This window comes from Evansella tamaricis (assembly GCF_019042215.1).
Taxonomy (GTDB): domain Bacteria; phylum Bacillota; class Bacilli; order Bacillales; family Salisediminibacteriaceae; genus Evansella; species Evansella tamaricis.
The window spans coordinates 1-11,589 of record NZ_JAHQCS010000064.1; the positions used below are offsets into that span (position 1 = coordinate 1).

Annotated in this window: 13 protein-coding genes; 2 read left to right on the top strand and 11 right to left on the bottom strand. The window is 38.1% G+C overall.

Translation table 11 applies throughout. The features are described 5' to 3' along the window. Positions 1-519 precede the first annotated feature (519 nt). Positions 520-1,563 (bottom strand): SepM family pheromone-processing serine protease, encoded by a 1,044-nt coding sequence (locus KS419_RS05790; RefSeq protein WP_217065120.1) that lies wholly within the window; start codon positions 1,561-1,563, stop codon positions 520-522. Next, a complete protein-coding gene (locus tag KS419_RS05795) occupies positions 1,550-2,344 on the bottom strand; it encodes a patatin-like phospholipase family protein (RefSeq protein ID WP_217065121.1) in 795 nt (264 codons plus the stop codon). The genes KS419_RS05790 and KS419_RS05795 overlap by 14 nt, the downstream gene beginning before the upstream one ends. A gap of 113 nt (positions 2,345-2,457) precedes the next feature. Here KS419_RS05795 and ylbJ point away from each other — a divergent pair, with 113 nt between their 5' ends. Further along, a complete protein-coding gene (gene ylbJ, locus KS419_RS05800; protein WP_217065122.1) occupies positions 2,458-3,690 on the top strand; it encodes a sporulation integral membrane protein YlbJ in 1,233 nt (410 codons plus the stop codon). Between the two features lie 279 nt (positions 3,691-3,969). On the opposite strand, the gene coaD is transcribed toward ylbJ, so the two are convergent. The 9 genes from coaD to KS419_RS05845 form a co-directional block, all read right to left on the bottom strand. After that, positions 3,970-4,458 carry a pantetheine-phosphate adenylyltransferase gene (gene coaD, locus KS419_RS05805; RefSeq protein WP_217065123.1) on the bottom strand — a complete coding sequence of 163 codons (489 nt, stop codon included), beginning with the start codon at positions 4,456-4,458 and terminating at the stop codon, positions 3,970-3,972. Between the two features lie 14 nt (positions 4,459-4,472). Next, positions 4,473-5,027 carry a 16S rRNA (guanine(966)-N(2))-methyltransferase RsmD gene (gene rsmD / locus KS419_RS05810; RefSeq protein WP_217065124.1) on the bottom strand — a complete coding sequence of 185 codons (555 nt, stop codon included), beginning with the start codon at positions 5,025-5,027 and terminating at the stop codon, positions 4,473-4,475. 374 nt (positions 5,028-5,401) lie between these two features. Further along, positions 5,402-5,680 (bottom strand): YlbG family protein, encoded by a 279-nt coding sequence (locus KS419_RS05815; RefSeq protein ID WP_217065155.1) that lies wholly within the window; start codon positions 5,678-5,680, stop codon positions 5,402-5,404. Positions 5,681-5,750: 70 nt separating this feature from the next. Then, the gene (locus tag KS419_RS05820) at positions 5,751-6,194 is read right to left on the bottom strand and encodes a YlbF/YmcA family competence regulator (RefSeq protein ID WP_217065125.1); all 444 of its coding nucleotides are present in this window, start codon (positions 6,192-6,194) and stop codon (positions 5,751-5,753) included. Positions 6,195-6,246: 52 nt separating this feature from the next. Beyond that, positions 6,247-7,833 carry a hypothetical protein gene (locus KS419_RS05825; protein ID WP_217065126.1) on the bottom strand — a complete coding sequence of 529 codons (1,587 nt, stop codon included), beginning with the start codon at positions 7,831-7,833 and terminating at the stop codon, positions 6,247-6,249. Further along, the gene (locus tag KS419_RS05830; protein WP_217065127.1) at positions 7,824-9,479 is read right to left on the bottom strand and encodes a DNA repair helicase XPB; all 1,656 of its coding nucleotides are present in this window, start codon (positions 9,477-9,479) and stop codon (positions 7,824-7,826) included. The genes KS419_RS05825 and KS419_RS05830 overlap by 10 nt, the downstream gene beginning before the upstream one ends. A gap of 107 nt (positions 9,480-9,586) precedes the next feature. Continuing rightward, positions 9,587-9,823 (bottom strand): YlbE-like family protein, encoded by a 237-nt coding sequence (locus KS419_RS05835; protein WP_217065128.1) that lies wholly within the window; start codon positions 9,821-9,823, stop codon positions 9,587-9,589. Between the two features lie 34 nt (positions 9,824-9,857). Further along, positions 9,858-10,316, bottom strand: coding sequence for a YlbD family protein (gene ylbD / locus KS419_RS05840; protein ID WP_217065129.1), 459 nt, complete (start codon positions 10,314-10,316; stop codon positions 9,858-9,860). 281 nt (positions 10,317-10,597) lie between these two features. After that, a complete protein-coding gene (locus KS419_RS05845) occupies positions 10,598-11,026 on the bottom strand; it encodes a CBS domain-containing protein (protein ID WP_217065130.1) in 429 nt (142 codons plus the stop codon). A 195-nt stretch (positions 11,027-11,221) separates the two neighbouring features. Here KS419_RS05845 and KS419_RS05850 point away from each other — a divergent pair, with 195 nt between their 5' ends. Then, positions 11,222-11,572 carry a YugN family protein gene (locus tag KS419_RS05850; RefSeq protein WP_217065131.1) on the top strand — a complete coding sequence of 117 codons (351 nt, stop codon included), beginning with the start codon at positions 11,222-11,224 and terminating at the stop codon, positions 11,570-11,572. Positions 11,573-11,589 lie beyond the last annotated feature (17 nt).

Consider the following 11,589-nt stretch of genomic DNA (forward strand, 5'->3'; position numbering starts at 1 on the left):
ACGGCTACTCTCATTGCTTAGGGACTGTAAAAGTGGAAAAGCACCACTTTTTCAGTTCCCATGCGAGTAGGCGCTGGAGCTAGACAATAAGAAAAAGCGCAAGCGCCTATGTCTCTTCCTTTGCGAGCAAATGCTCCGAGGCATATCCGTCCATCGAGCAAAACGCCACGTCCTGTGGCATGCCCGATATTAGGACGTCCTGTCCGTCCATCGGGCACGAGCATTACTTCATAAAATAGCTACGAGTTGTCTTGACGGATGCAGCCTCAATACTATTAGAGGAAGAGACACCTGCAGAGGAGGCTCCCGAACCGCCCGCGGCTAAGAAGACACCATGAATACAATCGAAGAGAGTAGACATGGATGTCGCACTTGTGCCTGTGGTGAAAGGGAGTGAATTTAGCAAAAATCAACATTGAACGATAACAGAGCCTATAAGAACAGCATAAGTGCTATGAATATACCTTTAAAAAAGAGGCTCGGACAAAAGTGTATTAATCAATGAAAAATCCAAGCATATTACGGTAAATTTCTTAGAAATTCTAATGCTTCTTCAAATGTATCTACAGGTACAACCACCATATCTGTTTTTAAAGAATCCGCCGTTTCTTGAGCAATAGCATAATTTGATTCAGGAGATCCACCTTCATTCGGTGCAAGAAAGTATGCTGCCCCTGCATTATGTGAAGCAATAACTTTTTGTTTTACCCCACCGATACGACCTACATCCCCATCTTCATTAATTGTACCGGTTCCGGCAATATGGTATCCCTTTGTAATATCTTCTGGAACTAACTGATTATAGATTTCCAGAGAAAACATTAAACCAGCAGAAGGACCGCCAATTTTTGCCGTATCAATGCTAACTTCCGGTTCATTAACTAGTTCACGGTCAGTAACTGGATTGGCTATTCCAACACCTCCACGATCACCGGTAGCATTTATATCCTCCGGAAATGGAAAAATTTCTATGTCTACATCTGCGACAGTCCCCTCCCGTTCAACTGTTAAGGTTACGGAATCCCCAATATTATACTCCCCTAATACACTAAGTAATTTCGTAGAATCTAATACCTCATCTCCATCTACTGCAATAATTTTGTCACCCATTTGTAATTTTCCCTCTGCGTCCATATCTGGAATAACAGAGGTAACAAAGACACCGCGGTTCTCAAAAAAAGCAGTCTTACCAGCATGTTGATATGCCACAATTACAGCTAACTCTTGAGATCCTGCCATCATCATTAACTGCCGATGCTGATATTCTTCATCCGTTTCTCCTTCTGGACGTATTTGGTTTTCAGGAATGATCTCTCGCTGATCACTGAACATAGCCCAAATATAATTAACAACATTCGCCTTACCCATGCGAACAGTAGTCAACATAAATGTCCCTTCATAATCATATCCATCTTCTACTTCAATGACTTCTGTCAATACTTTGGCATCCCCTGGAATTGTAAAATAGTAGGGCAGTTCATAATAATTAATCGCTAAAAGGATTAGGATAAAAATAGTCCATTTTATATAACTTCCGCTCTGCTGTTTATTACTCTCTCTCATGGTAGTTCTCCTTCCAATTTTCTATCCTTTCCTTAAGAGGAGTGAGGAACTTCCTCGTTTCCCTCTCTCCTTGCTCTATTATTTCTTGAGCATTCGTGAATTGGGTTGCATTAATATGCTTTAATATAGGACGGATCATAATATCTGACTCAATTTCCCGGTACCTTACCATTTCTCTTTCCATGATATCCATGCTTTGGATAATAACATCATATATCGACGTTATTTCTGGCTCCTCATTAAAAAAAGAAACATCTACTGCAATGACAATATCGGCTCCCATTTCCTTTACTACTGTAACTGGAACACGGTCGATCACTCCACCGTCCACAAATATTGTACCATCAATTGTCTCAGGAACGACAATTCCAGGTATCGCAATACTTGCCCTTACTGCTGTTGCAATGTCCCCCGTCTTAAAAACAACCTTTTTTCCTTTTAATAAATCCGTTGCAACTACAGAAACTTTTGGTCTTAAGTCTTCCATCTTTTTTCGATTGACGAGCATTTGAACAAGTTGCTTAGCCTTGTCTCCTTTTATAAAACCCATTTTAGGCACAGTAAAGTCAAGAAAATACTTTCGTCGAAACTGAATTGCCATTTTTTCTAAAACAGCTGGGGTATAACCGGCACCATACAATGACCCAATTAAAGCCCCCATACTACTTCCGGCAACATAGTCTATTTCATATCCTTCCTCTTCCAATACTTTTAGAACCCCAATATGTGCAAACCCCCTTGCCCCTCCTGAGCCTAAGGCCAAGCCTATTTTAGGTTTCATCTCTCCTCCACTCCTTTAGGAACTCCATCTTGAAAAATGGTCTAAACTCTCTTACTAAACGTATATTTGAAAGAGGACAAGTTTATGATTCTAGATGGAAAAGGAGAACGTCAATGGAAAGGGATATCTCATACATCAAGACGATCCTTTATGGAACAACCACTACCTTTTTAGCATTATCATTCATGATATTCCCTAAAGAGGCCTATGAAGCTTCAGTCCGAGGACTCACAATGTGGTGGGATGTCGTTTTCCCATCACTTTTACCTTTTTTTATTTTATCTGAGTTTCTCATCCGATTTGGTGTCGTTTCATTTATTGGAGCCCTATTTGAGCCAATTATGCGGCCTTTATTCCGTGTCCCCGGTTCAGGAAGTTTTGTTTGGGCAATGGGACTTGCTTCCGGATTCCCGGCAGGTGCGAAGCTTACTGTCCGACTCCGGCAGGATAGGAAGATCTCTGCTATTGAAGGAGAGCGTCTTGTTTCATTTACAAATGCATCAAACCCACTATTTATATTTGGCGCCATCTCGGTTGGTTTTTTTCATGATGCTAGCCTTGGGATTGTTTTAGCCGTAGCACATTATGCAGGAAATATCATTGTTGGTCTAGCCATGCGTTTTTATGGTGTAGGAAAAGCGGATATAAGTGAAACCATTAAACCAAAAGGTTTTTCTTTAAAATATGCTCTCCAGCTCATGCATGGGGAAAGGTTAAAAGATCATCGCCCTTTCGGAAAACTAATGGGAGATGCTATCCATTCCGCAATTCAGACCTTACTCATGATTGGTGGATTTATTATTTTGTTTTCTGTATTAAATCAGATTCTTGATCTTATTCATATTACAGTTCTGTTAAGTATTTTCACTACTATTATACTTAGTCTTATTCAAATGCCAAACGAATTGAGTCCCGCTTTGATTCAAGGGATGTTTGAAATTACCCTCGGAAGCCAGACCGTAAGTCAAACACAGGAAACAACTCTTCTTCAGAAGGCAATCATTACAAGTTTTATCCTAGCATTCAACGGCTTTAGTGTTCAGGCTCAAGTAGCAAGTATTTTATCGGAAACAGATATTCGTTTTAAACCATTTTTCCTCGCCCGCTGTTTTCATGGTTTTGTTGCTGCTATATTAACTTACTTTATTTTTGATTGGTTCTATATAGGCACAACTAATCCAGCATCAAGAGAAGAAGTGGTCCCTGCCTTTCAACAATTATATGTATCTAACTTTTTTCATACTCTTTACGAAATGGTGCTAGAATGGGGCGGTATTTTTACATTAGTTGCCATGTTAAGTTGGATTATCCTTGTAGCAAATAAAATTCATCAACCTAAAGAATAAGAAAAGCGCAAGCGCGTAGGCTCACGAGCGTAGGGCAGTGGAGGAATGACAACTAGAAGTTCGCTCTTTGACTTCGGTTGTTACTTCCGAAGTGCCCCGCAGAGAGTAGGCGCTGGAGCTAGATAATAAGAAAAGCGGAAGCGCCTAAGATTCGCGCATAGGGCAGTGCCTCTTCCTCTACTAGCATCGCTCTGAAGTAGTGCAAAAACTTATACTTCCTTCTAAAAAAAGGATGTCTCCTTTTCCTGATCGCGTTTCTGAGACATCCCCCAGTTTTTATTAACTGGAAAAGGCATATTTTTTTCTCAAAGCCTCTTCCACAATGTCAGGTACTAAATCGCTGACTGGCGCATGGTATTTGGCAATTTCCTTGACGATGCTTGAACTTAAGTAGGAATATTTATTATTTGTCATCATAAAAAATGTTTCCACACTTTCATCAAGTTTTCGGTTGATGGAGGCCATTTGTAATTCGTACTCAAAGTCAGACACTGCCCGAAGTCCTTTAATGATGGCATTGGCATTTTTCTTTTTTACATAATCAATTAATAATCCATTAAAACTATCAATTTCCACATTAGGTAATTGGTTTGTCGTTTGACGGAGGAGTTCTACCCTTTCCTCCACTGTGAATAACGGTTGTTTATTTCTATTGTTTAAGACAGCGACAATGACTTTGTCAAAAACAGTTGCACCTCTTGAAATAATATCAAGATGACCTAAAGTCACAGGGTCAAAGCTTCCAGGACATACTGCGATACTTGCCATAATTCGTATACCTCCTATTTTCCATATTCATATATACTTATCTCTGTATCTCCATATCGTTCTGATTTCACTTTTTCTAATTTTACATATGTATTATCTAACTCCACATCAATACTGTGTTCCACTACAATAACCCCATTTGGTGCAAGTAAATTTTTTTCAGCAATAAAACTTAATTCTTCACTTAAGCGCTGTTTTTTATAAGGGGGATCTAAAAATATTAAATGAAACGTTAAACCCTTTTTCACGATAGCTTTTATAGCCCTTGCAGATTCATTCCGAAAAACTTCTGCCTGGTCCTCCAACTTACACAACTTTAAATTACTATATATCGTTTCAATAGCTTTTTTGTCTCTATCAACAATCACAGCGTGATCCATCCCTCTGCTTAGGGATTCAATTGCGATGGAACCGCTGCCCCCATAGAGATCGAGCATACTCCCACCTTCAAAATAAGGGCCAATCATGTTAAAAATTGATTCTTTTACTTTATCAGTGGTAGGTCTCGTGGATTGTCCTGGAACTGCTTTTAAATGCAAACCCTTTTTCGTTCCGCTGATCACTCTCATTTTCTTCACCTTATTCCTTTTTCAATCGCCAGTCCATTGTTCATTTACATTGTAATGTAATTGCCCTCATATCCTACCATAAATGAAAGGAAATCAAAAATGATAACTTCAAAAAATTCTTACTCTTTTAAATGACGTATAATCTCAGTTAACTGGTCCATAATAAGGGTAGCAACATCATAATGTTGCTGACAACCGCGGAGAAGGCTTACGTTTCCCCATAAGTTCTTCCTCCGGTTTCTCCTCTCCCATAGCCTAAGACTAGTTAAGGAAAAGGTCCTTCGTCTTATCCTTTAACTTGTCATAAGGCGACCCGCAGATGTATCATCTGCGGGATTTTTTTCGAATAAAATAACCTTCGACATCGTCGAAGGTTATATTCCCATCTTATAATCAAATTCCTTTTCTTTTTCATCAGATACAGAATTTTCAAACTCTGTCTTTAACCAAGGTCTCATCGACATGGAAACATCCTTAACGAAATGGAAAGAACGAATTTTAGCCATCGTTTCTTCCACTCGTTCCCCGTCACAATACATCACCACATATTTCATTTTACGAGAAACATAATGTATATTTCCGAACCGTCTTAGTTGTTTAACTTGTTTTATGGATTGTACCCAGATTGCTAGTCCCACTCGATTATCGACCATCATACCATTTACCCCTCTTCAGCGATTTGAAATTAGTCTAGCATGGACAGGTTTCATTTGCAATAACGACCTATTTACAGCCGCAACTGCCCCCAGAACCACATCCACCACTGCAACTAGTTGCAGAATCAAAAAACGGATTGCCTGTAGGCACCTTTATTTGAGGTGATACAGCTTTGGCAATAATTTGACTAACTTCCACCAATAATTGATAAAGTTCGTTTTCAGATTTTTTAAATTCGGCAATTGTGATATTTGTATCCACTATTCGCTTCATTTCTCTGACATTTTTAGTTACTTCGGAAAAGTCGGGATGATATTTACCAAATCGTTGTACTTCTTCATATTTTTCCTTCAACTCAGTAAATTGTTGAATTAACTTTTGTGCCTCTGAATCATTTTCTAATATTACTTTTGCATCTATATATTTATGAAAGATTTCTGATGAAGTAATCAACTCACCGAAATCATATGCTTGTTGGAGAACGTCAACATTCGTCATTGTTGTAACCATCTCTTCACCTCCAATGCATATTATAACATGAAAACCTCTTTTTTTAAAATCCCTAAATACTTTCTCCTGAAAAACAGGAATCTTCTTCCTTAGGGTCAACAATTGCTACCCTTTTAATTTGAGGTAACTCCAATTTTTCTCCAGAATATGTCTTTACATAGGAAGTATTTCCCTGGAAAGTGAGATGCTTAATTTCGACTATTTTTGTTTCTCCCGAATAAGTTTCTATGGTAACCGGCAGTTTTAGTGCTTGACTTTGTCTTAACATACGGGTGAGCATATTTTCTTTGTATGCCATTAATTTAAACGAAACAGGAGGGAGTTGCTCCGCTCCCTTCCATTCCATTGGTGAGAGTACAGGGCAGTGATCAATTAAGTCAATTGGCTCTTCTCTATTTTCCTCCGTAGTTTCTTTCCTATTTCCTACAGGTAAGGAGGAAGACTCCAAAAATTTTTCCCACTGTCCTAAATGATCAGACTCGATTAAAAGTCCTTTATCCAATTTTAAAACAAATTCATTTCCGAAAATATTTTTCGCTTCTTTATATAATTGACTAACTAATGAAGGAGATGTAATTTTATACAATACATAGTCTCCACATTTTTCAATAGGCTTTGTTTCTTCCCACCAATTAGCCATGTTACCTTCATCTTGCTGCAATACCTTTTTGACATGATTCCAATTTTTGAGTGTTGCACCATTCTTCTTCCCTTTTTGGACACTCTCTTTTGAGAACTGAACATGAATAGTCTGTCCAATACTTTTTATGGTTGAAAACAGACATATCTCCCATAAAAATGCAGGAGAATTTCCACTCAATAAGAACCATTCCGAAGAATGGAGATGAACTACTTCCGTTATGTCATTAGCAATAAATGTTTCCAGACTTAAGACTACTTCATCCGATGTAAAAAATGGACAGTTTGTGATTCGTTCCCAGGAACTGCCATCTCCTTCCGGCACAATAGAGAAAAAATCCGTTTCACTAACTGAATTCCCGTATAACCAGCATTTTAGCTTCTTGAAATTAACCTTATGCCCTTCTTTCTTAAAAATGGCTCTTGCCAGAAACTCAAAAAAGATGTCTTCAAGGTAATCATCCAGCTGAAGATCCACCTTTTCATTTACACTTTTTTCTCCTTGCACATTGAAAAGAGTTTGAACAGATTCCTTTAATGCATTATCATAATCCTCACTTAATTCTTCCGAAGTAGATTTATTCTGAAAGTACGAGTTTATCTGCAGAAGAATACTTTGAAAAAATTTATGCATGTTGAACCAGTATTCTTTTTCACGCTTTCCCAACTCCTGTTCCTCAGCCTTTTTCCAGTCCTCCTCTATGATTAATTTCTCCATTTCCCGCGGAATTACATAAAATGGTTCCCCCATGTTTTTACCAACGTGTATCACTCCATGGTAATACAGTTCTTCTAATGCACGATAATATTGAAATGGTCCAAATTTTTCAGCCCCAAGTTTATCCAATTCTTTTTTTCTACAGTCATCTGCATAGATAAATAATAGCAGTAGATTTTTTTGTATTGGTGTTGCCAATTTCCACCTATTGCTCAGTGTTTGCATACTTCTTTTTTTATCCCCTTCTTCTTTAACTATCTTATTTAATATATTTATGAGCATGGTGTCCATTCCTCCCATTCATAAGCATATCCTTGTTCCAGCATAAACAGTTGACGATGTGAAGAAACTTCTTCTTCCTGCGTCATCGCAGTAACAAGGGTATAAAAAATAACTTCGTTACCTTTCCCCTTCGGACGAAGTAATCTTCCTATTCGTTGCGCCTCCTCTTGCCTTGAACCGTAAGTCCCGGAAACTTGAATAGCTACTTCCGCATCCGGTAAATCAATAGCCATGTTTGCTACTCTGCTCAATACGAGTGTTTCCACTTTTCCTGAACGGAAGGCATCAAACAATAGTTGACGGTCTTTTTTTTTCGTCTGCCCTGTTATAAGTGGTAAATTAAAATAAGACGCTATTTTCTCTAACTGATTTAAATACTGTCCTATTATTAGTATTTGTTTTCCTTTGTGTTTCTGAAGTAACTCCTCCATTACTCCCAACTTTTCTTTGTTTTCACTTGCGAAACGAAATCTATCCCTCTTTGACAATTGCAAATACTTTTCCCACTGTTTTTCCTGAAGAGGAATTTTAACTTCAATACACAATGGCTTCGCAATCCATCCATTTGATTCCAATTCTTTAATTCCCACTTCATAACGTTTAGGTCCGACTAAACTATAAATGTCACCTTCCTTGCCATCTTCCCTGACGAAAGTGGCAGTTAATCCGACTCTCCTTTTTCCCTGCAAATTGGAGGTTATCCGAAACATTGGTGCAGGTAATAGATGTACTTCATCATATATCACTAACCCCCACTTTCGGTCATGAAATAAATGATAGTGAGGGAAAGTATGTTCATCAGAATGATAGGTGAGAATCTGATAAGTAGTAATTGTTACAGGTTTTACTTCTTTCATTTCACTGGTATAAATCCCCACCTCATTGGAAGTCAGTTCCGTCTTTTCCAGCAGTTCTCTATACCATTGTTGTAAAGACGAATCGTTTGGAACGATGATCAAGGTGTCTTCTTGGATTTCCTGCATAATCCCTAGACCAACTACCGTTTTACCAGAACCACAGGGGAGGATTATAAATCCATTCCCTTCCTTCATTCCTTTTGGGTCTACAAAGGATTCCACTGCCTCTTTCTGGTATGGTCTCAGAGTGACTCCATCTTTTAAAGAAACATACAATGGATCTCCCTCTTCAATCCCTAAATGGTCTGATACCGGATATCCTTTTTTTATGAGGATCTGTTTTAATGTTCCCCGTTCCTCCATTGTGATCTTCATATACTCTTTCTCTGCCCCTTGGATTATTCTCTCTTTATTGTCCTTTAACAGGACGCTAAGTAACCCTTTCTCTTTTGAAAGTAAACATGGACCAACGTCGTCCAATACTTTCATTTCAAGTTTATTCCCTCTTTTCCCCCAACTATTTAACAGTTCATCCACCTTTTCAGGTAAACTCCCTTCAGAAAAACTGGAGAGAAATGTTTTTATTTCATCAATAGTGACCCCCTGATCAAGGGCATACCAAACAGAAAAAGGGGATAATTGATATATATGTATTGTTGACGGTGATTTCATCAGTTGTGCGAACTGGCTTAAAAATGGTTGGATAATTTTTGCTTCTTGATGATCTGACCGAAAAAAAATTTCACCATTATTTTGAATGATAAGTGCCTTTGTATTAATTGCTTTCATAGTCTTATCTCACTCCCCATAAAATTTCCTATTTTATACTGTTTGTCGATAAACCACCCCCTATACATAAGAAAAAAGGTACTGGAGAAAATTGCTCCGTACCTTTTTTACTTCGAATTAAAGTTTTTCATCATCTCAAGCATCATCATTGCCATATTCATATTATTTTGAATGCGATCCATTCGCTGGGGAAAGGTTTTGCCGTAAAACACTTTTGAATCCTTTTCCATTTGAGAAAGAAGAGATGGATCCCTTGATAACTTTCTGTACCATTTGGGATTGACACGGAGAAAATGGTGTAATTCACGGTCCTGCTTAATATACTGATAAACTTCTGGTCTCATGCGACGATCCCCCTTAACTTAACTTTTTATCTCGCTAGTCATCATTATACGAGAAAGGGGAGTTTTGCTGCTGGTTATTAGTAGGTGGTGGAGAGTTTGGGTTATTTGGCGAACGAAACTGACCTAATAATTCTTGTACTGATGCTAGGACGCCACTGAATTGAGACAAAGAACTTTGTAAATCATTAAAATTAACTTTCTTTAAGAGTGCCAGTAGATCTTGAGTAGTGGATGACTCCTCTTTTTCTTCATCCTCTTCCCCTTCGTCTTGTTCCGCATCTGTATTCTTTTCTTTATCCTTTGACTTTTTACTACCTTTTGCAGATTTTTTTTCCCGATAAGTATCCCAAATCTCATCTTCTTCTCCAAAAAGAATGTATTCTTCAAATAAATCCTGCAGTGTTTTATCCCCAGTTTTTACATCTTTAAGGACATGAGGGTTATTTTTGACGAACAGTTTAAATTTTCGAACATCAGGATGACTTGAAGCCATTTTTTACACCTCCTAGTCATTCGACTAGATTACTCGTTACTACATTGTAATGCGAATATAGGTGTCCAAGTGCGCCCATTTTACATTTGGATCGATTATTATCCTCGTTCATCGGGCAAAACGCCGCGTCCTTTGGCATGCCCGATATTAGGACGTCCTGTCCGTCCATCGGGCAAAACGCCGCGTCCTTTGGCATGCCCGAATCTTTTAAAAAATCTTTCAAAAAAACTGCCTTAACATCTGGAACATGTTAAGACAGTTCTGATATAAAGTACACTTTTTTAATGATGATAATGTTGTTGCTCTGAGATTTCAGATAATGCGTAACCAGCTTCATCTTCCGTTGAGGTGTGGACTGCAAGATCTCCTAATGCAACAATACCTACTAAGCGATTTCCGTCAACGATAGGGAGACGGCGAATTTGATTTTCTGCCATCATTTTTGCGGCATCATCAACGCTCATATCTGCACCTGCTGTCATCAGATTCTCCGTCATAATATCCGTAACAGCTGTTGAGTTAGGCTTCTTTTCAGCTACTCCCCTTACAACAATGTCACGATCTGTAATCATTCCGATTAATTCCTCCCCTTCACAAATAGGGATCGCACCACAATCATTGTCTTTCATTTTGACTGCCGCTTCAAAAACGTTATCCTTTGGATTACAGATTTCTACTTCACTAGTCATTACTTCACGTAAAGTTTTCATTAACAGTTCCCTCCATTAAACTTATATTACTTTTTTTATAATGCACAAATTTTCCACATTCATACCGGTAACTAGTCCATTACTTTTCGATGCCCTTAAGTTTTTTTGTTTAAACCATTGATTTCGTTGCATCCTTTATCATTTCGTAATATCATTAGATAGAAAACGTTAGTTGACCCGATAGGAGGTAGAAATATGAAATTTGAAGAAACAGGTCTTGAAGGGCTAAAAATTGAGTTTCAAGCGTTAGAGGAGATCATGGAAAAAGCAGGTTTTCATTATGTTTATGACTATGAAAGAGTTACTTTTGATTATAAAATGGTCGTTCGTGATGATATATTCTATTTCCGTGTGCAGGCATTTGCAGTAGAAGGTGAAATTCCATCACCACATGGTATAGTACAATTGTTAACACCTCTGTTAGGAAAGCACTATTATCCACACGGTGTGGAATATGATGAGGAGTTCCCAAAAAACATTATTGAAAAATGCAATAAAAAAATTGGGTTAATAAAAGAGGAAATTAAAAGCGAAGCAGTATCTTAAGTTCTACATAAATTTGA

What these genes read in the sequence shown, in the direction of transcription:
- KS419_RS05835 (WP_217065128.1), bottom strand. Translation starts at nt 9,823, where the DNA reads ATGAGACCAGAAGTTTATCAGTATATTAAGCAGGACCGTGAATTACAC.
- rsmD (WP_217065124.1), bottom strand. Translation starts at nt 5,027, where the DNA reads ATGAGAGTGATCAGCGGAACGAAAAAGGGTTTGCATTTAAAAGCAGTT.
- ylbJ (WP_217065122.1), top strand. Translation starts at nt 2,458, where the DNA reads ATGGAAAGGGATATCTCATACATCAAGACGATCCTTTATGGAACAACC.
- KS419_RS05820 (WP_217065125.1), bottom strand. Translation starts at nt 6,194, where the DNA reads ATGGTTACAACAATGACGAATGTTGACGTTCTCCAACAAGCATATGAT.
- KS419_RS05850 (WP_217065131.1), top strand. Translation starts at nt 11,222, where the DNA reads ATGAAATTTGAAGAAACAGGTCTTGAAGGGCTAAAAATTGAGTTTCAA.
- KS419_RS05845 (WP_217065130.1), bottom strand. Translation starts at nt 11,026, where the DNA reads ATGAAAACTTTACGTGAAGTAATGACTAGTGAAGTAGAAATCTGTAAT.
- KS419_RS05790 (WP_217065120.1), bottom strand. Translation starts at nt 1,563, where the DNA reads ATGAGAGAGAGTAATAAACAGCAGAGCGGAAGTTATATAAAATGGACT.
- KS419_RS05815 (WP_217065155.1), bottom strand. Translation starts at nt 5,680, where the DNA reads ATGGTCGATAATCGAGTGGGACTAGCAATCTGGGTACAATCCATAAAA.
- KS419_RS05825 (WP_217065126.1), bottom strand. Translation starts at nt 7,833, where the DNA reads ATGCTCATAAATATATTAAATAAGATAGTTAAAGAAGAAGGGGATAAA.
- ylbD (WP_217065129.1), bottom strand. Translation starts at nt 10,316, where the DNA reads ATGGCTTCAAGTCATCCTGATGTTCGAAAATTTAAACTGTTCGTCAAA.
- KS419_RS05830 (WP_217065127.1), bottom strand. Translation starts at nt 9,479, where the DNA reads ATGAAAGCAATTAATACAAAGGCACTTATCATTCAAAATAATGGTGAA.
- coaD (WP_217065123.1), bottom strand. Translation starts at nt 4,458, where the DNA reads ATGGCAAGTATCGCAGTATGTCCTGGAAGCTTTGACCCTGTGACTTTA.
- KS419_RS05795 (WP_217065121.1), bottom strand. Translation starts at nt 2,344, where the DNA reads ATGAAACCTAAAATAGGCTTGGCCTTAGGCTCAGGAGGGGCAAGGGGG.